The 19954-nt window shown below is 51.4% G+C and carries 20 protein-coding genes; 12 read left to right on the top strand and 8 right to left on the bottom strand.

All coding sequences use genetic code 11. The annotated features are described in order from the left end of the window. The coding region (locus ACCI49_RS20025; RefSeq protein ID WP_371840971.1) for a hypothetical protein at positions 1 to 188 on the top strand (188 nt) is incomplete at its 5' end. Between the two features lie 8 nt (positions 189 to 196). On the opposite strand, the gene ACCI49_RS20020 is transcribed toward ACCI49_RS20025, so the two are convergent. Beyond that, a complete protein-coding gene (locus ACCI49_RS20020) occupies positions 197 to 1399 on the bottom strand; it encodes a multidrug effflux MFS transporter (RefSeq protein WP_371840970.1) in 1203 nt (400 codons plus the stop codon). Between the two features lie 442 nt (positions 1400 to 1841). Here ACCI49_RS20020 and ACCI49_RS20015 point away from each other — a divergent pair, with 442 nt between their 5' ends. Continuing rightward, a complete protein-coding gene (locus tag ACCI49_RS20015; RefSeq protein ID WP_371840968.1) occupies positions 1842 to 2765 on the top strand; it encodes a glycosyltransferase family 25 protein in 924 nt (307 codons plus the stop codon). Between the two features lie 5 nt (positions 2766 to 2770). On the opposite strand, the gene ACCI49_RS20010 is transcribed toward ACCI49_RS20015, so the two are convergent. The 4 genes from ACCI49_RS20010 to ACCI49_RS19995 form a co-directional block, all read right to left on the bottom strand. Further along, positions 2771 to 3220, bottom strand: coding sequence for an ion channel (locus ACCI49_RS20010; RefSeq protein ID WP_371840967.1), 450 nt, complete (start codon positions 3218 to 3220; stop codon positions 2771 to 2773). After that, on the bottom strand, positions 3195 to 3650 hold the full coding sequence (gene tadA, locus ACCI49_RS20005) for a tRNA adenosine(34) deaminase TadA (protein WP_371840966.1): 456 nt from the start codon (positions 3648 to 3650) through the stop codon (positions 3195 to 3197). The genes ACCI49_RS20010 and tadA overlap by 26 nt, the downstream gene beginning before the upstream one ends. Positions 3651 to 3733: 83 nt before the next feature. Continuing rightward, entirely contained in the window at positions 3734 to 4537 is an 804-nt protein-coding gene (locus ACCI49_RS20000) for a putative RNA methyltransferase (protein WP_371840965.1), read from the bottom strand. Beyond that, the gene (locus tag ACCI49_RS19995; protein WP_371840963.1) at positions 4534 to 6168 is read right to left on the bottom strand and encodes a GMC family oxidoreductase; all 1635 of its coding nucleotides are present in this window, start codon (positions 6166 to 6168) and stop codon (positions 4534 to 4536) included. Before ACCI49_RS19995 ends, ACCI49_RS20000 begins: the two co-directional genes overlap by 4 nt. A gap of 82 nt (positions 6169 to 6250) precedes the next feature. On the opposite strand from ACCI49_RS19995, the gene ACCI49_RS19990 reads away from it, so the two are divergent. From ACCI49_RS19990 to ACCI49_RS19980, 3 genes are all read left to right on the top strand, one after another. Continuing rightward, positions 6251 to 6961 (top strand): class I SAM-dependent methyltransferase, encoded by a 711-nt coding sequence (locus ACCI49_RS19990; protein ID WP_371840962.1) that lies wholly within the window; start codon positions 6251 to 6253, stop codon positions 6959 to 6961. Between the two features lie 410 nt (positions 6962 to 7371). Continuing rightward, entirely contained in the window at positions 7372 to 7863 is a 492-nt protein-coding gene (locus ACCI49_RS19985) for a hypothetical protein (protein ID WP_371840960.1), read from the top strand. Between the two features lie 77 nt (positions 7864 to 7940). Next, positions 7941 to 8432 carry an RDD family protein gene (locus ACCI49_RS19980; RefSeq protein WP_371840959.1) on the top strand — a complete coding sequence of 164 codons (492 nt, stop codon included), beginning with the start codon at positions 7941 to 7943 and terminating at the stop codon, positions 8430 to 8432. A 6-nt stretch (positions 8433 to 8438) separates the two neighbouring features. On the opposite strand, the gene lptG is transcribed toward ACCI49_RS19980, so the two are convergent. Beyond that, complete coding sequence (lptG, locus tag ACCI49_RS19975) at positions 8439 to 9500, bottom strand: LPS export ABC transporter permease LptG (RefSeq protein ID WP_371840957.1); 1062 nt, start codon at positions 9498 to 9500, stop codon at positions 8439 to 8441. Further along, entirely contained in the window at positions 9493 to 10680 is a 1188-nt protein-coding gene (gene lptF, locus ACCI49_RS19970) for an LPS export ABC transporter permease LptF (RefSeq protein WP_371840956.1), read from the bottom strand. The genes lptG and lptF overlap by 8 nt, the downstream gene beginning before the upstream one ends. A gap of 132 nt (positions 10681 to 10812) precedes the next feature. Between lptF and ACCI49_RS19965 the strand changes: the two genes are divergently transcribed. The 6 genes from ACCI49_RS19965 to ACCI49_RS19940 all read left to right on the top strand — a co-directional run bounded on the left by ACCI49_RS19965 (position 10813) and on the right by ACCI49_RS19940 (position 18473). Next, the gene (locus ACCI49_RS19965) at positions 10813 to 12279 is read left to right on the top strand and encodes a leucyl aminopeptidase (protein WP_371840955.1); all 1467 of its coding nucleotides are present in this window, start codon (positions 10813 to 10815) and stop codon (positions 12277 to 12279) included. 107 nt (positions 12280 to 12386) lie between these two features. After that, positions 12387 to 12818 (top strand): DNA polymerase III subunit chi, encoded by a 432-nt coding sequence (locus ACCI49_RS19960; protein WP_371840954.1) that lies wholly within the window; start codon positions 12387 to 12389, stop codon positions 12816 to 12818. A 14-nt stretch (positions 12819 to 12832) separates the two neighbouring features. Beyond that, positions 12833 to 13675 carry a hypothetical protein gene (locus ACCI49_RS19955; protein ID WP_371840953.1) on the top strand — a complete coding sequence of 281 codons (843 nt, stop codon included), beginning with the start codon at positions 12833 to 12835 and terminating at the stop codon, positions 13673 to 13675. 148 nt (positions 13676 to 13823) lie between these two features. After that, positions 13824 to 16598, top strand: coding sequence for a valine--tRNA ligase (locus tag ACCI49_RS19950; RefSeq protein WP_371840952.1), 2775 nt, complete (start codon positions 13824 to 13826; stop codon positions 16596 to 16598). A gap of 958 nt (positions 16599 to 17556) precedes the next feature. Then, the gene (locus ACCI49_RS19945; RefSeq protein ID WP_371840951.1) at positions 17557 to 17961 is read left to right on the top strand and encodes an ABZJ_00895 family protein; all 405 of its coding nucleotides are present in this window, start codon (positions 17557 to 17559) and stop codon (positions 17959 to 17961) included. Positions 17962 to 18041: 80 nt separating this feature from the next. Beyond that, the gene (locus ACCI49_RS19940; RefSeq protein WP_371840950.1) at positions 18042 to 18473 is read left to right on the top strand and encodes a GIY-YIG nuclease family protein; all 432 of its coding nucleotides are present in this window, start codon (positions 18042 to 18044) and stop codon (positions 18471 to 18473) included. A gap of 78 nt (positions 18474 to 18551) precedes the next feature. Here ACCI49_RS19940 and csrA read toward each other — a convergent pair whose 3' ends face one another. Further along, positions 18552 to 18740 carry a carbon storage regulator CsrA gene (gene csrA, locus ACCI49_RS19935; RefSeq protein WP_108732074.1) on the bottom strand — a complete coding sequence of 63 codons (189 nt, stop codon included), beginning with the start codon at positions 18738 to 18740 and terminating at the stop codon, positions 18552 to 18554. 923 nt (positions 18741 to 19663) lie between these two features. Here csrA and ACCI49_RS19930 point away from each other — a divergent pair. After that, the coding region (locus ACCI49_RS19930) for a helix-turn-helix domain-containing protein (protein ID WP_371839882.1) at positions 19664 to 19954 on the top strand (291 nt) is incomplete at its 3' end.

Here is a 19954-nt window from a genome sequence, read left to right as displayed (position 1 = left end):
AGAGATTTACTGGGGCGATGAAACAGGCATTCGCAGCGATTGCCAGCATGAGCGAGGCTATGCACCAAGCTGATCCTACTCTAACATTCTTCGGTACCCTTACAATTGTGGGATGCATTATATTCTTAGCTACAGCGAACATCATAAAAAAACTAACTCTATTGAGTCATAGAAAAAATATGGATTAATCAGATCCTCAGTTCGAAGGTACCGCCAGATGCGCAATACCGCGCAGGGTCAACCGTGATATTACTAACGCGGCCGCACCACAGGTTGCGATGGCACCCGTCAGAGGCTGAGGAGTTCCATCAAATATTAAACTGGTTAGCACAATCGCCAGTGCGCCCAGTAACATTTGCACAGCACCACCCAATGCGGCAGCGGTGCCGGCAATAGGCCCATGCTCTTCAAGAGACAGTACCATCGAGGTGGGGATAACTAAGCCGAGAAATACGTTAGTCACTATTAGCATTACCACCAGTAAAATAAACTGCTCGAAGCCGGAAAAAACCACGGCGCACATCACCAGGGAACTAATAGCAAAACCGGCAGTAGCCCACTTCACTACCGCGACTGAACCAAAACGCATCCCGAGGTTTGCTGCAAACTGGCTCGAGATAAAGAACCCCAGCGCATTGAGAGCAAAAGCAAGACTGAACTCTGTCGGCGTAAGCCCATAAAACCCTGTGTATAAAAAAGAGGCCGTAGCGAGGAAGGAAAAAAAGCTGGCAATTCCAAAACCACCGATACAGGTCAACCCCACATACACGGGATCACGGAATAGCGTGGTAAAAGCCTTGAGCATGGCACTGAAACGAAATGGAACACGATTTTCCCGCTCAAGGGTCTCCGGCAAGCTGCTGACTGCAAGGAACAAGCTCGCGAGTGTAAGCAAGGAGATCAGAACAAAAACACTGCGCCAGCCAAAGGGGACTATCAAGATACTACCAATCAAGGGCGCCAGCATTGGTGAGATAGAAATCACCAGCATCACTGTTGTCATCAAGCGAGTCGCACGAGCACCGGTGTAGTGATCGCGAATGACCGCCCGTGGAATAGACATTACCGAGGCAGCGCCAACCCCTTGCAGGAAACGCAGAGCAATCAAAGATTCGATAGTGGAGGCTACCGCACAGCCAATTGAGGCGAGACCAAAGAGCACCAGCCCAAAATACAACGGCGGTTTGCGACCAAACATATCAGATGCAGGGCCATAGAAGAGCTGACACACTCCGAAGGCAATAAAATAGGACATTAAAGTGTATTGTGTCGCCTCAATCGGCGCCCCCAGTCCCTCTGCAATATCTGGTAGGGCCGGCAAGTACATATCGATGGCAACTGGACCAACGCAACTCAGCAACCCCAATATCAACGACATTTTGACTAAGTCAGATTTCATATAATTTTCCATAGGATCGATAAAAATTTTTATCTGATAATTCCCATTATTGTACTTATGCTTTTTTTAATAAAAGCAACAACTGAATATATGCTTTTATTCTTGGAGGTGAGATCCAGCATTAGATCTCACTGAATTACCGGCCGGCTACCTGTCCGGCCTAGCAGGTAATTCATTTTATGCTTTGTGCGATGACATTGTAACGGTGTCTGTAATACGCTGACTTTAAAGTCGAACACTATTATCCAATGTCAAGCCACGACAAAACCGATCACTGGCCAAGATTTTTTGGGCCGCTGTCATCAAGGCCTTCACATTACCCCCCAGGGACGGCTCGCAGTAAATAGAGGTTGTCGCCATGCCAGAACCTGATACACCTGTACTTATGTCAGGATCGATTCAGTAAAAGACATCCTGCCCAGGATGTAGCCAAACGCTAGCTGTGGCCAAGCTAAAGCGACTGCACAGCCCACAATTCCCCCGTCATCGCCAACGGCAGCAACTGCCTTTGCGCAGTTATCCGAAGCTGCAGCGCAAGCAACAAAGAATCCCCCTGTTTGCCGCCCAAACCCCCTGCTGGGTCATCACTCTTAATCCACGGGGAGAAACCATACATACGCTGTTGAACACGCTTAAGAAACGACGCCTACGTACGAAGCTGGTTTCCGGTGTCGATGGCCGCACAGGAATGCCCAGCCTTGAAGCGGATGAAGTTATCGATAATGCCGCCACCCGGTGGCGTCATCTATGTGAGCTAAAGAGCTCAGAGGTTGGTTGTTACCTGGCACACCTGCGCGCGATTCGTGACGCTTACCAGGCAGGTCTCAATCGGGTCTGTATTCTGGAGGACGATGTGCAACTGGAGGCGGATTTTAGCGAAGTCCTGGCTGAACTGGAACGCCTGCCCGAGGCTATAGAAATGATCCGCTTGATGGGCCTTAAAGTCAGAAAGCGCAAAGTTATCGAAACATTAAATGATGGAATTCACCAATTAGTTCGCCCTGAGCGGGGCTGGTGTGGGGCCCAGGGGTACCTGATTAATCGCAAGGGCATGCATAAAGTCCTGACTCACGCCAACCGTATTTTTGAGCCGATTGATAAGGTGTTCGATCACTTTTGGCAATTTGACTTACAATTGTACGGAATCGAGCCCCACCTAATCTGGGAGACGGAGCACGCCTCCAGCATAGTGAAATCCAATGTAGGCAGGGCAAAAGTTGCCCTTTGGCTCTACTGGTTACACCCATTTGGCAAGCTGTACCGCAGCCTTGAACGGCATATCTACCTGCTGCGCCACCGAAGTGCCTTCTACCCGGCGCAAAAGCCGAAAAAAAGACCGGGGCGTACCAAACGGATTAAGATATAGAAACCCTAAATATCCCAGAACTTTTGCATTTTTAGAAACATAAAGGAAGCTGTCCAGGTGATCATCACCAGTCCTGTCAACGCCTCCAACCCGGCGGTAAAACGCAAGTGCCCCAAAGGCTCTATATCGCCAAATCCAAGTGATGTGTATGTAGTGAAGGAAAAGTAGGCGCAGTCAAGCAGGCTGCCATTAAAGTTGCCCACCAAGGTACCGAAGTAAGGTGAATTCACCATAAAGTAGTAGCCGTAAGCAAACAGCCAGATTTCCGCTACATGGGCAAGCAAAGCACCGAACACACCGAGCACAATGGCAAAATTGTGTCGCACCGGTATCCAGCGCCCCAGGTGCACCAGGGCATTGAGCACCTCATGGTGAATCAGCACAACGATTGCAACAATCATGCTGTTCACTACGAAAGCAAAGGCCAATTCACCGTCGATCATGAAAAAATTCACGCACCAGTTTTCCGGCTTCCTCTGCCATTACCCCCGACTCGACGGCAATCTTATGATTGAAAAAACCCATCCCCCCCAGCTGTAGCTGGCTCTCAATAACCCCCGCACGGGGCTCTGTGGCCCCATAGATCAAGCGGCTGACGCGGGCATGAATCAGGGCACCAAAACACATGGTGCAAGGTTCGATCGTTACATAAAGAGTAGTGCTGGGCAGACGATAATTTTGCATCGCCTCTGCGGCACGTCGCAGTGCAACAATTTCTGCATGGGCGCTGGGATCGCAATTGCCAATAGGACGATTACTGCCCTCGCCTATCACCTTGCCATCCTGCACCAACACTGCGCCCACCGGCACTTCACCTCGTTCGGCGGCAAGCTCTGCCAGCTCCAGCGCTCTGCGCATAAACGCATAGTCTTTTGGTGTCGCCATAAATCTCTTCTTACTACCTCTTTTGAACTGGGCCCTACTATTTGTTGGGAAACTGGCATTCCGCTCCCAGTGCTCATCCCAGCTTACTTCTGCTTGATAAAGCGACGCACTATAAAGTCGGCTTCCAGCACCAGGCTCTCCTGCTGCTCAAGTTTTGTACGCGCGCCCCGATTGCCCTTCCAGGCAAAGGGTGTCATGGCGAGGAAGTCGGCGATCGCTTCATGCCCGCGTAATTCAAAGGGGAAGCAGCAACGCATATCTACCTCGGGGTAAAGGCCCTCAATCAATTTTGGCGCGGTATGCCTACGCGGCTCCTGATACAGCTGGCCTTTTAAGGTCCACAAGTGGTCGGGGCCAGGGGATACATCGAGCAAGCGCCCCCCTTCTTTTAATACACGCGATATCTCACTATCCGGGGCCGGCGCAAAAATACGTAGTAAATCATCCACGCTATTCGTCGCAACCGGCATATTGACGCTACTCGCCACCACAAACTGAGCGCCGCTGTCCGACTTTGCCGCCATGCGCACGCCAGCCTTGGAGATATCCACACCCGCCAGGGCATGGGCATGCCAGCCGAAGGACTCCAGCTGGCGCAAATAGTAGCCCTCTCCACAGCCAATATCCAAAAGCTTGCGGCCTGACTTGTGGGGCAATAGCGCTGTAATCGCTTCCACCAGCGGGCGGTAATAACCTGCTCTGAGAAAACGACGCCGCGCGCGCAACATATCTGCAGAATCCCCCGGTTCCTTGCGGCGTTTACGGTATACGGGTAACAGATTGACGTATCCTTCCCGTGCGCAATCAAAACTGTGCCGGTTACTGCAATGCCAGGTTTCTTTACCCAGCGTTAATGGCTTCGCACACAGAGGACATTGCCAGATCATTCAACTTCCTGAACTTGTGTATTCTTTATCAATGATGGCGGAGTACGGCGCAAAATGAGGTCAGCCGCCTTTTCCGCGATAGCAATCACCGGCGCATTGGTATTGCCGCTGATCAGGGTGGGCATTATGGAGGCGTCCACAACCCTCAGTCCATCCACACCGTGGACTTTTAGCTCGCTATCAACCACGGCAAGATCATCATTGCCCATCTTGCAGGTTCCCACCGGGTGATAAATTGTCTCGGCCTGCTGACGAATATAGTGCTTGATCGATGCCTTGCTGGTGAGCTTTTGGTCGGGCAGCCAAAGTCGCTTCTGGTAACGCAGCATGTCTTCTTGGCTAATGATATCCCGAGCCATTTCAAAGGATTCCACCATCACCTGCATATCCTCTGGCTCGCTCAGGTAATTGGGCTGGATACTCGGTAGTGCCTTGGGGTCCTCTGTATTCAGTGTTATTTCCCCACGGCTTTTTGGACGCAGTGCACAAGCGTGTAATGTGTAACCATACCCTGACTGTTTATTAAAACCGTGATTAAAAGCCGGCGCTGCAGTGAAGTGGAACTGAATATCCGGGCTTCCATCCGCCTGGCTGGAGCTGGCAAAACCCCCGGCCTCGGCAACGTTGCTGGTTAGCGGCCCCTTGTTCAGGAAAAACCACTCGGGGAACCGCATCGCACCTTTTAATATGACCCTCAGTTCGTCGGAAAAACTGATGGGCGCCGAGACCTCAACCACTTGGGAAATATCCAGGTGATCCTGAAGATTCTTGCCCACCCCCGGCAGATGATTCTGGGGCAAGATATCAAACTTACGTAGCTCCTCTTGCGGTCCGATACCAGATAACAGCAGTAATTGCGGGGATTGAATAGCCCCGGCGCAAAGTAATACCTCTTTGTTCGCCAGGATTTTCTTACCGTTAACCAGTTCCACCCCCACGGCCCTGTCGCCTCTTAGAATCAGGCGGGCTGCCGGACTGTGAGTTAGAATGTGTAGATTAGGACGTTTCTTGACCGGGTGTAGGTAAGCGGCAGCAGCGGAACAGCGACGCCCCCGGCGTTGAGTCACCTGATAAAAACCAACACCCGTCTGCTGGCTGCCATTAAAATCATTGTTGGGCCTATGGCCCGCAGACTGTGCCGCGCGTAAAAATGCATGCCCCGACTCTGTTTTCCACCTCAAGTCGCTCACCGATAGCGGACCATACCCGCTGTGGTGCGCATCGCTGCCACGCTCATTGCCTTCAGCCAGTAGGAAATAGGGTAATATGCCACGCCACCCCCAACCCGAATTACCTGCGGCTTCCCAGGCATCGTAGTCCTCGCCGTTACCTCGAATATAAACCATCCCATTGATGGAGCTGCTGCCGCCCAGGGTGCGTCCACGTGGCCAAAACAAGCGCCGCTTATGCAGGTGCTCCTGGGGTTCAGTGTAATGATGGAGGTTGTAGCCCTTACCCGATAATAACTTACCAATTCCCAGGGGCATGTGAATCAGTGGGCTACGATCTGGGGGGCCCGCCTCCAGCAGACATACCCGGTGTTGCTCATCAGAGCTTAACCGGTTGGCCAATACACAGCCGGCAGAGCCGGCACCTATGATCACATAATCAAACACCATTTGAGTGGACATTGGACCTCAGCACCTTTGCAGCTGGATTTCCAATGACGGTACACTCAACCTCAAAAATATACATAGACAAAAGGGACCAAGAGTGAAGGATTATGAATTCAGTGATAATAAAATCCTGCAAAGCTGGAACAATAATGCCAGTGAATGGATAAAGGTTATTGATAAGGCGGCAATCCCCAGCCGAGAGCTAATTACCAATAATGCTATTATCGAAGCTGTTTTGGCACACAATCCAACTAACGTGCTGGATGTCGGCTGCGGGGAAGGTTGGCTGGCCCGTACCCTGGCAGCAAAGGGTATCGAGGTATACGGCATTGATGGTGTGACAGAGCTGATCGCAGAGGCACAGCGACGCGCCGGGAACCACCAGCAATTTCAAACTCTCTGTTATGAGGACCTCTGTGCCGAAACTTTTTCACAGAGATTCGACTTGGTAGTGTGCAATTTTTCCCTGATCGGTGAAGCTGCCACAGAAAAACTCTTTCGGGAAGTAAGCGCCATCCTCAATCCTGGGGGGTGCCTGCTAATCCAGACATTACATCCCCTAATTTCCTGTGGTGATCAGGACTATGAAGATGGTTGGAGACCCGGCTCCTGGAAAGGCATCGATGGAGATTTCCAGGAGGCCGCCCCCTGGTATTTCCGCACCTTGGCAAGCTGGATCAAACTGTTTACCCAAAATGAGCTGATCCTGGATTCTCTCAAAGAGCCCCTTAACCCAACAACAGGCAAACCGGCCTCACTGCTACTGAGCGGCAGGCTGAATCCATCTCTTGACACTGGCCCAGATTAATAAATACGAATCACCAATTTCCGCGAAAAAAGTGACGTTAAAAGTTCAGTATAGAGTTTTGTTACGCCAAACATTCACTCTGGTTAAAAATTCTGACGGCTCTTAGGGGGCTGCCGGCCTCTGCCTCAAGATCAATTCTTCATCAGGCTTGGGGCAGTCATATCAAAAAAATAATAAAAAAACATTGGCGTCCGGCTACTCACAGCCACGACTGCTTGGACAAAAATGAAAAAGTGCCCAAATTCTGCGGCCTCCAGAGAAGTATCTGCCATTTTCAGACTGTCCAGTAAGTGAAGTTGCAAGAGCCGCCTAATTTCTACAAGAAAACGCTTTGATAGGGGTGTCCCATAATAAATTTAACGACCGCTCGCGGTCTCCTGAATGAGAAGTAACACCTCGGGGTAAACAGAATGGTACTCTGCAGTTTCAGAATCAGACAGAGCAAGACCTTACCAACGACCGTAGGACTGCTCTTGCTTCCTGCCTGCTGTATCTGCTCCGCTGACGACTTGTTTATCCCCGATTCCCAACAGGCTTTGAATACACAGTCCGGCAGCTTGTTTTTCTCCGACAGCGCCTTTGCCATGGATAACGCAGCCCTGTTCCAAGCTGCGGACTTTCTGCGCAACAACTCCATGAACAGTATGCAAAGGCGCCTCAATTACCAGTGGCTGAAAATGCACACCTATCCCAATGAGTTCCGTCCCACTACCGGCGGCAGAGCCCTATCCAAAATCCTGAAGATGGGCTGGGAAACCTACAAGCAACGCAACAGGCGCACGATACAAAACAGTCTGCTGCGCTATACCACCTCCAATCGGGGCAAAATAGGCAATTCCGTTGACTATGGAATCAGACTGTCCGACGACAAGTTCAAAATCTCATTTGAATACGAATTTTAATACAGACTGGCTCCCTAACTTTGCCCACCTCCAAGGTTTGTTAGAATCTCCGCCATCTGAAATTGGCGGAGACAGCCGTGAGCACTTCAAAGACCCCAGCCTCATTCCCTGAACTACCCATTGCCGGTGTCGGCCGACGCCTGGCGGCACTGATGTACGATCTGCTGATTCTGATGGGGCTGATGATGGTCTATGGCTTTATCGCTCTACCCGTCGCATCCGTGTTGGGAGGATTGAACTGCCAACCGGAAGCTATGGATTACAGCCCCTGTGTCGGCGGCCCGATTTACCAGCTGGGTGCGATCGCAGTAATTGTCGGATACTTTTTCTGGTCCTGGCGCGTGGCTGGCCAAACCGTTGGCATGCGCGCTTGGCGCCTGATAGTAGCCAACCCCAATGGCGTACAGCTCACCTGGCGCCAATGTATCCTGCGTGCAGTTGTGGCGCCGTTATCCCTGGCCTGCCTCGGCCTTGGCTACTTTTCAGCCTGGGCCAGGTCTGACAAAGCCAGCTGGCACGACCTGATTTCTGAATCCCAGGTGCGCCTACTGCCCAAAAAGAAAAAATAACCTACCTCAGCGGGCACGCTTGAGTAGAAGCCAGCCCGCACCGAAGCACAGGAGAATTGGTACCAGCACGGCGAGCAGTGGCGGAAAACCAAATACCAGCGAGGAGGGGCCGAGCATATCCTGCACGGTCTGAAAAACAATGCCCACAATGATGCCGGTGAAGACACGCAGGCCAGTAGTTACCTCACGCAATGGGCCAAAGATAAAGGAAATTGCCACCATCACCAGGCTGGCAATTGTGAGCGGCTGCAAAAGCTTCTTCCAGAACTGCAGCCAGTAGCGGCTGGAGTCCTCCCCCTTACGGTCAAGGAAACTGCCATAGGACCAGAGGTTCCGGGGAGACAAATCTGACGGAAGAGGCACTATCAGGGCAAACAACTCTGGAGAAATCTCAGCATTCCACTCGCTAGTCGGCACAAGTTCACTCTGAGTGCTCTCCGCCGAGAAGCTAGTGATGCGACTGTTTTCCAGCTGCCATTCGCCTCCCTCAAACTGCCCGCGCTCCGAGAATTCCACCCGCCGCAACTCTTGGTATTCACCAAAGTGGTATCGGGTTACCCCATAAAGTTCGCCGTCCGGCAGCGCCGCATTGAAGTGTACAAACTCGCCGCTGTCTTTCAGCCAGAGGCCACTCTCAAGACCTGTAGCCTCCAGTTCACCGAGGGCACGGGCCCTGTTGTTCTCAGCAATCACATTAGTTTTGGGAATTACAAATTCCGCCAACGCCAAACCAATAAGAATCAGCAGGACAATCGGCTTCATCACCGCCCAAGCGATACGCCCGATAGATACCCCAGCGGCACGCATAACGGTCAGCTCACTGGTCCCGGCCAGAGTACCCAGGCCAACCATACACCCCACCAATGCAGAAAAACCCAACTGCTCATATATCCGGGCAGGCAGTTTCCACAGTACATATTGTGCAGCCTCAGCAAAGCCATACCCATCCTTGAGCTCCCCCAGCTGATCAACAATGGCGAAAACAATGTCGAGGCCAAGGATAACAAGCAACACGGCGCCAACCGCCAAAGCAATGGTGCGGCCAATATAGAGATCCAACTTAAGCATTGGTCGCCCCTTTTATACCTTCAGGGCGCAACTTCGGTTTGCGCCGCCAGTTCCTCGCAACCAAAAGCAACAGCCCAAGCAGCAAGAATGGTGGGTGCACCAGCCAGATGACCGCTGGGTTAGCGATCTTGCCATCCTCAATAGCCCCACGGACTCCCTGTAATATGACCAGGTAAGTAATGTACAACAGCACTGCAGGGATCATTTTGGCAAAGCGACCCTGTCGAGGGTTTGTTCGGGATAGCGGCACGGCCAGCACCGCTACAACCAGCACCAGCGTCGGAAGGCTGAAGCGCCAGTACAGGAACGCTTTCTCCCTGGGATCGTCACTGTCCAGTAACTGAAGGGTAGTAGCCGACTCCATCCGGTCGCGCCAGCGATTGCGCAACTGCGGAGATTCGAGCAACACCTCATAGGTGGCGAACTCCATCTGTCTGTAGTCCCGCTGCCCTGGGACTCCCGCGTAGCGATAGCCGTCGCGCAGCACCAGGTAGCGTAAACCCGTTTCGGGATCGACTTGCTGCACCCCCTCCTTTGCACGAGTCACCACCTGGTGATTCGCTTCGGTCTCCTCTTCAGTAGCCCCCAACTCAGCCAGGAATACATCCTGCATGGTGGATTTATCCTCGCTGAGGGACTCCGCGTAATACACTGCACGGCCGCCACTGGTAGAGATAAATTTCTTTGGTACCAAGTGATCAAACTCATTGCGGGCCTTCTCTATGTTGAGCAAGTTGGTAGAGCGAGCCACACCCGCTGGAGAGAAATACAGACTCATGGAAGCCACAAATAGTGCCACCATCAGTGCCGGGGCCAGAGTGTAGACAAGCAGGCGCCAATCACTGAAACCGCACGCGTGCAGCACTGTCATTTCACTTTCTATATAGAGGCGCCCGTAGGCCAACAGGATTCCGACAAACAGGCCCAGCGGCAAAACCAACTCGAGGAAGCCCGGCAGGCGAAAGCCCATCAGGGAGAAAAGGATATTCGCCGAAATATCACCCGCGGCAGCCTCCGCAAGGTATTTCACAAATCGGCCACTCATCACCATTAAAAGTAGGACTGCGCTGACTGCCAGCGTGGCAAACAGCAGCTCGCGGCAGAGGTAGCGGAAAATAATCACAGGGCGAATGTATTCCTTGGTGACAGCGGTGTGACGAAATCTGGACTCAAAATGCACAAGTTTTCCACCAGGTACAGCAATCCAAAGGCGGGCGGGTTAAACTTGAGCGTCGCATTATCACTAAAAATTCTTGCTATGTCTCGGCCCTGAGCCATGCAATCTATTGTCTGATTTTAAGGAAAGCAAAAAATGCAGTTCTCCGCCAAGGTCCTGGATATCACCAAACAGCGCACAGCCTGCTCCATTATTTCGGCAGATGCCAAAAACAGCCTTACCATCAGTGGAAAAAGCCTCGATAAGCTCACCGGGGGGATGATTGGCAAAATCCTAAAGCGCGGCGACCTCGGCACCAAGCCAGGAAGCACTCAAATGATTGACTTGGTCGAAGGCCCTAGCGATCGTGTTTTGGTCGTTCGTGCCGGCAAAGGTTCGCTCAAACAGGCGGAATTCCGAAAACTGGCCATGACCAGCGCAAGTGCGGTAAAAAAATTCAAGGATGCCGCCAGCTACCTATGCGAATTGGATGTTAAAGATGCGGACAAAGCTTGGCAGGCCCAACAAATTGCTTTGGCCGCCGGACTTGCCTCCTACCGCTTCACCCAGTGTCAGTCCGATGCAAAGCCCTACGCCCTGGCAAAATTTATCCTGCATGCCATTGAACGCAAGCAAGTTAAAGCTATTCAGAGCGGCCTGAATATTGGTGCAGCCCAGGCTGTGGGCAGCAATGTTGCCAGAAAACTGGGAGACCTGCCGGGCAATATCTGCACCCCCAGCTACCTGGCGAACGAGGCCCGCGCACTGGCTAAAAAACATGCAAAGCTCAGCACTACGATCCTCGATGAGAAAAAGATGAATTCATTGGGCATGGGCGCCCTACTGAGCGTAGCCAAGGGCAGTGACCAGCCACCTGCATTAATCGCCATGAACTACAAAGGCGGCAAGACCAGCGAGAAACCTATTGTACTGGTCGGCAAGGGTATCACCTTCGACAGTGGCGGCATCAGCATCAAGCCCGGCCTGGCCATGGATGAAATGAAATACGATATGGGCGGTGCCGCCAGTGTCTTTGGTGTGATGAACGCCCTGCTGGAACTTCAGCCTTCTATCAATGTGATTGGCATGGTAGCCGCAGCGGAGAATATGCCCAGCGGCCGCGCCAGCAAGCCAGGTGATATCGTGACTTCAATGTCCGGCAAAACCATTGAGATACTCAATACCGATGCCGAAGGACGCCTGGTACTCTGCGACGCGCTTACCTATGCCGGAAAGTACAAGCCCCGCGCAGTTATTGATATCGCCACCCTGACCGGTGCCTGTGTCATCGCCCTTGGGCACCATGCCACCGGCCTTTACGCTAACAATGAGGCACTCGCCCAGGAACTGATTAAAGCCGGCGAAACCACCGGCGATCGCGCCTGGCAGATGCCCCTTTGGGACGAATACCAGCCCTCTCTGGACTCCAACTTCGCCGATATGCAAAACATTGGGGGGCGCGAGGCAGGCTCAGTAACCGCGGCCTGCTTCCTGGCGCGTTTTACCAAGGATTACCATTGGGCGCATATGGATATCGCTGGCAGTGCTTGGAAATCTGGCGCCGCTAAGGGTGCCACTGGTCGTCCGGTTCCACTACTAGTGGAATACTTGCTAGGAAAATAACCGGCGAAAGCGCACAATAGCTGCCCGCTGTACCGCGGGCGGCTGGCGAGGCGGCCCTTTTCAGGCCGCCATCCTGACAGAAGCAAGAATTTCACCGGCACTCCCCGATGACTCGAATCGATTTTTACATCCTCTCCTCTGACCAGCCCTTACAAGCAGATATTTTCGCCTGTCGGCTGGCGGAAAAGGCCTATCGCACAGGTTTGCGCGTCCTACTTGCGGTAGATAACCCAGAGCGCACCGGGCAGATCGACCAATTGCTATGGACCTTCCGCGAAGATAGCTTCCTCCCGCACGCCCCCCAAAGCGAAGGGCAGCAAGCAGCCATAGAGATTAACAGTGGCGAAGATCCGGGAGCACACCATGGACTCCTGATTAACTTGTGTAGCAAAGTACCCAGCTGGTTCAGTCGTTTCGATCGCCTTGCCGAGATTGTTGTGCAGCAACCGGATGCCTTACAACGCTCACGATCGCGATTTGGTCACTTCCGTGATCGCGGATATCCGTTACAATCCCATAAGATCAACCAGAACATGTAATCACTCACTACGCCATGTCCGGTCGAAAGAACAAACACAAGCAGCGCGGACAACAACGCAAGCAGCCCAGCGAATTGCTCGACGAGCTCAATTCACTACACGACCTCCTCAACAATGACGACCTGGATGAAATCCCACTGCTCAACCAGGTGGCGAAGCCCAGTGGCCAACGAACTCAGCAGCCATCCATCCTCGAGGAAGTCCCCACGCTGTCTGCAGAACCGATAGTCGACTCTTTACCTGAGGCCCCAGCCGCACCTCAGCCGCTACCGGTAACAGAAAAAAAAGAAAAGCCCTTGGACGAAGCAGACCTTCCCATCCTGTTCTCTCCACTCGAGGATCAGACACCCCAAGAGAACCAGGTCCAACTTGCTGAGTCTGATTTGGCACTGCTGCGGCCACTGCAGGAGTTGCCCACTAAAGAAATGACTTCCACTGCCCCCCTCTCCCCCACAGAAAATGCAAACCTGGAAGCAGGGGCAGAACCCGCCAGACAAACCCCTCCCATTGAAGAACCGGTACAAGAGAACAGCGTACCAGTGGCGGACAATCCCTTCCTCCCGGCCCATATCCGCGCACGCCTCACTGGTGGCAAGATTCCCCCAGGGGAAAACCAGGAAGCCCCAAAGCCAGAGCCAATTAATACAAACCGCACAGGCACCCGAACCCAAGCCCTGGTAATGGCTCAGGCCATGGCAGAGCGGGAGGGCCCAGCAGATAAACTAGAGCCCTCGGAGAAGGAGCGCCAACGTCAGGCGCTTATTGAACAACTGGTGGCACAGCAACTGCCAGAGCTGGAGCGCCAACTGCGAACCCAGATCGAAAAAGTCGTCGACGAGCTGGGAGTCTGGGACTAATAATCATTAAAGGCGAAACCTGCCTTTTGCCCACCAGACCCCCAGCGGTATAATTCCCGCCTTTTCCGCGCAGCCCGAGCAAGCACCAGACTATCCTGAGCCAAAACGCTGTGCACGCAGTCAGTTAAATACAAGGTTTCCCGCCCGCATGGACAAGACATACCAGCCCAACGCCATCGAACAGCAGTGGTACAAAACCTGGGAGGAGAACGGCTACTTCAAGCCTTCCGGGGATACTGAGGCCAAGCCCTACAGCATTATGATCCCGCCGCCGAACGTCACCGGCAGCCTGCATATGGGCCACGGTTTCCAGGAGTCCATCATGGACGCCCTGATTCGCTACCACCGCATGCAGGGAGACAACACCCTGTGGCAAGTGGGCACCGACCATGCCGGTATCGCCACCCAGATGGTGGTAGAGCGCCTGCTGGGCGCCGAAGGCGTATCCCGCCACGACCTGGGCCGCGACAAGTTTATTGAGAAGGTCTGGGAGTGGAAGGAAGAGTCCGGCGGCACCATTACCCGCCAGCTGCGCCGCCTGGGCGCCAGCCCCGACTGGTCCCGCGAACGCTTCACCATGGACGACGGCTTCTACAAAGCGGTGCAGGAAGTCTTTATCAAACTGTATGAAGACGGCCTGATTTATCGCGGCAAGCGCCTGGTGAACTGGGACCCGAAATTCCACACTGCGATCTCAGACCTGGAAGTATTAAACGAAGAAAAGCAGGGTCACCTGTGGCACTTCCGCTACCCGCTCTCCGACGGCTCCGGCCACTTGGTAGTTGCCACTACCCGCCCGGAGACCATGCTCGGCGATACCGCCGTAGCCGTACACCCGGAAGACGAGCGCTACCAGCACCTGATTGGCAAGACCATCAAGTTGCCCCTGGCGGATCGCGAAATTCCGATTATTGCCGACGAATACGTCGATCGTGAATTCGGCACTGGCTGTGTAAAAATCACCCCAGCCCACGACTTCAACGACTACGAGATGGGCCAGCGCCACAACCTCGAGATGATCAACATCCTCGATGCCGACGCCCACCTGAACGACGCAGTGCCGGAAAAATACCGAGGCATGGAGCGCTTTGCCGCGCGCACCCAGATTGTCGACGACCTGGACGCCCTCGGCCTGCTGGAAAAAGTAGAGCCCCACACCCTCAAGGTACCTCACGGAGACCGCTCCGGCGCCGTGATCGAGCCCTGGCTCACCGATCAGTGGTACGTAAAAACCCAGCCCCTGGCCGATGAAGCCATCGCCGCCGTTGAAGATGGCCGCGTTGAGTTCGTGCCGAAAAACTACGAAAACATGTACTTCTCCTGGATGCGCGATATCCAGGACTGGTGTATTTCCCGCCAGCTGTGGTGGGGCCACCGCATCCCCGCCTGGTACGACAACGAAGGCAATGTCTACGTTGGCCGCAGCGAAGAGGCAGTGCGCGAGAAGCACAACCTGGGCGCCGATATCAGCCTGCGCCAGGACGACGACGTACTCGACACCTGGTTCTCTTCCGGCCTCTGGACCTTCGGCACCCTGGGCTGGCCAGAAGATACCGAAGAATTGAAAGCCTTCCACCCCAGCTCCGTACTGGTCACCGGCTTCGATATTATTTTCTTCTGGGTTGCACGCATGATGATGCTGACCCTCTACTTCAAAAAGGAAGTACCGTTTAACACCGTGTACGTACACGGCCTGGTGCGCGACAACCACGGCCAGAAGATGTCCAAATCCAAGGGCAACGTAATCGATCCTATCGACCTGATCGACGGTATCGACCTGGAGAGCCTGGTAGAGAAGCGCACCTCCGGCATGATGGTGCCGCACCTGCGCGAGAAGATCGAAAAGCAAACCCGCAAGGACTTCCCCGAAGGTTTCTCTGCTTTTGGTACCGATGCCCTGCGCTACACCTACTACTCACTGGCATCCACCGGCCGCGACATCAAGTTTGATGTGGGCCGTATCGAAGGCTTCCGCAATTTCTGTAACAAGATCTGGAATGCCTCCCGCTACGTTCTACAAAACTGTGAAGGGCAGGACTGTGGCCAGGACAACAGTAGCGACTATGAACTGACCATCGCCGACCGCTGGATTATTTCCCAGCTGCAGCGCACCGAAATCACCGTGCGCGAAGCCATGGACACCTACCGCTTCGACCTCGCCTCCCAGGCCCTGTACGACTTTATCTGGAGTGAGTACTGCAGCTGGTACCTGGAACTGTCCAAACCGGTACTGTGGGATGACAACGCCTCCGACGCAGTGAAGAAAGGTACCCGCCGCACCCTGATCCGCGTACTGGAAACCATTTTGCGTCTGGCCCACCCGCTGATGCCGTTTATCACTGAAGAAATCTGGCAGCGCGTAAAAACCCTCGCCGGCTCCAACGGTGACACCATTATGCTGCAGCAGTACCCGGAAGCCGATAACAGCAAGATCGACGAAGAAGCGGAAGCGGCTGTTGCCTGGTTGAAGCAGGTAACTGACGGCATCCGTAATATCCGTGGTGAAATGAAGATCGCAGAGAAAAAGAATATTCCTCTCTTCTTCAAAAATGGCTCTCCGAGAGATCAAGAACTACTAGAGCAGTCTCGCAATCTTCTAATCAAACTGTCGAACCTTGAGGGGATAACCTGGCTGGAAAGCGGCGAATCCGCACCCGCTTCCGCTACCGCCCTGGTAGGTGAACTAGAGCTGCTAGTACCCATGGCCGGCCTGATCGACATTAAAGCCGAGAGCGCCCGTCTACAAAAAGAGATTGATAAACTTTCCAAAGAACTCGCACGAGTTGAAGGCAAACTCAACAATCCCAAGTTTGTGGACAAAGCCCCCGAAGCCGTTGTTGCCAAGGAGAAGGACAAGCTTGCAGAAATGAAAGGTGCCCAAGAGCGTCTGCAACAGCAACTTGAGGAAATCAGTAACCTTTAATGGTTCTGGTAATCCGCTCCAATAAAGAGCGGATCTGATTTAAAAAAGGGGGCTCTGCCCCCTTTTTTTTGATATAAATCAAGCAACCCCCTTCTTGCCCTAGTGCCTTTCGATTTTCTATCAACTTCAGAACCCGAGTATGTGCGCAATATACCTGCATCACTTATGGGTTTATCAGCTCCAAAATCAGCTTAACCGAAGCGGTATACACCTAAAGCGCGCTGAAACGCTTCAAGCACAGCTCCATTTTTCAACCCACCTAAGTACCTCATAAGAAATCAACATGATATTTGATTGGTTTGACTGTTATTTTTTTTAAAGATTTTGATTGATTGAAAACTCCAGGCATAAAAGTGAGCTGGAGAAAGTCTATTAATTGGGGATGGAGGACGAAGTGATCTTTTTTGCACTTGGAACAAGAGTTCGGGCTTATAGGTAATTTATTGATTCCTCAAGGTACTTACGCACTTCTTCGTTAGATTGATTCCAGGATGACAATCATGGTAATAGTGGTAAGAATGATTACTATATAAATGTTATCTGTCCGTAGGTAAAGAATGAGAAGAACTCGAAAAAAGCCAGTAGACCTCTATGGTGAGATTGATTCAAACTTGCTCAGTTGTAGGATTACCTCCTTTTTAATGGGGCCCCTTGCACTGATTACTCTCGCATCCACGTTACTTGCTGGAATGGGATTCGATACCTTAATTCTTGCATTGGCAGCGCTAATCTTCTCTCAGGCGATAAGAGGCATTGTTAAACTACGTAGGTTAAAGAAGAAATTGCAGGAAGATCCCCAGTCAGTGAGGCATACTGATATTCTGGCTGCACCAAGCTTTAAAGGGTTGTATTGGTTTATTCGCTAGTACACAGAGAACAAGCGTAGGCACGCCGAAAAAATTGGCGCTGCCCTTCAATTTTACTCGTGCTACGAGCGTTAACTACATAAGGGAAAGTAATGAGCATTCGAGGAGTATTAATCCGGTTCGCTTTAACTTATATAACACTGATTTTCATCGTAGGATTTACACTTAACTATTTTGGCCTTAGCAGTAGTAGCGGCGTAAATATCGGAATATTATTAGGCACGATATTTTGGGTATGTTCTTCTTTTGCTAATAAGAATCGTCGCTATTTCAATAAAAGTGAAAAAATCAGGGTAGTGATTGGCCTCATCACAATTAACATGCTTATTCAAGCTATTTTCGGAGCTATCGCACTTTCCGAATCTGGTCATGAAGTAAGCGGTTCAGTTCTTTTGTTCTCAGTTGCGATTATCGGAGCTATTCATGCAGTCGCTATCTATTTCTTCGTAGGGTTTGCGAAAAAAACACTAATTAAGCAAGGCATCATAGAGAGTTAAGAAGACCAGCCAGAGGGACGCCAAAACCGCCGTTTCGCTTTGGTTTTGCCTCCCTGCTGGCAACGTTAGCTGACTAAAGTATGGAATATATAACATATCGAATTATAGATCCTAGAGATGGTGTACCTGTATATGTAGGCCAGACTGAAGACTTTAAAAAGAGGAAAAAGCAACATATACGTAGAGCTAAAAGGTCTTTACCCAAAACTAAAACATTCGATATTAAAGTTTATTTAGTTCTTCTATATTCTGAAGGCTGTGATCCCGAATTCGAGATTGTGGATATTAAGCCTACAGAGGATGAATCACTCGAATCTGAGGAAAGCTGGGTGAGAAAAACTGTGGAGTCGGGTTTTCCTGTACTTAATCGGTGGAAGGCGCACAGGTCAATAGTCAAAGAGCGGTTCACAAGCAATGAATTCAAGCAGTACTTCTGTGCAAGATTTCCAGCTAACAAGGTTATCAATTATGCGCCTTCGGCGCCGGGCGCAGTAAATCTGCGCCGTTTATAACGGCGTTAACGCTCTTATTAACACGCCCCGTGGACTGGACGCGCCAACGCGCGCCCTTGCTCAGGGCGCTCCGTAATCTCAACCAACGCCATCTCCCAACACCCTCTCCTTTTGGACACGTCTATAGATTTCCTCACGGTGAACAGGTAGAGATTTGGGGGCACGTATGCCTATCTTTACCTGATTACCCTTAACTTCCAATACCGTAATTGAGACGTTCGCTCCAATCCGTAAGTTTTCACCCGTACGGCGCTTTAAGATCAACATAATTGCTTCCTATGAATACTCAAACCATGCGTAGACCTCCCTTAATGGAAGGATTTGAAAGTAACTTTTAAGGAAAGCGAGGTGGGGCGCGAGAACGGTAGGCATAGAGGTAGAAAAGGCAGACGCAACGCTTCCAGAGCCAGGGGACACACCCCAAACTACTGAATGGACTCCACTTTATTGAAGACGAGCGGGTTTCTAGCGTATGATCCATATAGCCATTTTGATAGGTCGATTATCAATTTGGTTAGCTGGCCCATGGTGTTCCACCACCTTGGGTCAGCGCCTTTTACTTACTTTTACGTCACGCTACCGTTCTCCTTTGAGGGAATGGTTTTTAGGAAACTCTTGATTCTCTCGAATCTCTTTGGTCACCGGCCTTTAGAAGGCTGTTCAATGACGACTCAAATACCGATAAATATCCACCGATTTTACGCAGCTTTGACACTAAAACAAACTGAATAAAATCTAATAAGATTATTTTTGTGCCTATATTTTGAGTATTCACAAATTGAGAATCTTAGTTGCATATAAGAATAACCGTTAAGATTGGAAATCTTCCCCGCAACTCAGTTTGGAATCCAGAAACAATAGATCATCCCTAGCTGTTTTTTTTGCTGATTTTATATACACCTTGTTGCTTTTCTATGCTCTCCATTTCGAAGATCAAGAGCATCCGTACATATCCACAGCAAAAATAATGTTAACTTATTAATTTTGAATAATTTGCGCCTGTGATCAAAAGCAACAATATATCCACTAGAGTAATTCTCCACCGATGCAGGCTAACATGCTGATTTATATGTTATTTCTGGTTAGAGAAGTTTTTTCCTCTTGAGATATATTGACTGGTGATATAATACGGCTGCTTTTGAATACACTGTTATTAACCCGGTGGCTCTATAGTTCTGTATAATACCCAAATGGATATTATTGATGCAAGAAAATTACCCGCTTCCGCGCAGGAAGAGAAACGCCGAACTGCCGTAAAGCTTTGGAAGAAATCAGAGTCTATAGCAGAAATTGCACGGACACTGGATGTCTCCAGTCGAGCAGTACAAAATTGGATCAATGCTTATAGAGCTGGGGGCTTCAAAGCATTGGCCGCTAAAAAGCGCGGCTATCCAGAAGGTATGAACCGCAGGTTAACGGCAGAGCAAGAAAGAAAGCTTCAAAAACAAATCGCAGATGAGCATCCAGATCAGCTCAAGCTT

Origin of the sequence: Microbulbifer epialgicus, from assembly GCF_041447265.1 — a bacterium.
Classification (GTDB): domain Bacteria; phylum Pseudomonadota; class Gammaproteobacteria; order Pseudomonadales; family Cellvibrionaceae; genus Microbulbifer; species Microbulbifer epialgicus.
This window is presented reverse-complemented; position numbering and strand designations above follow the sequence as displayed.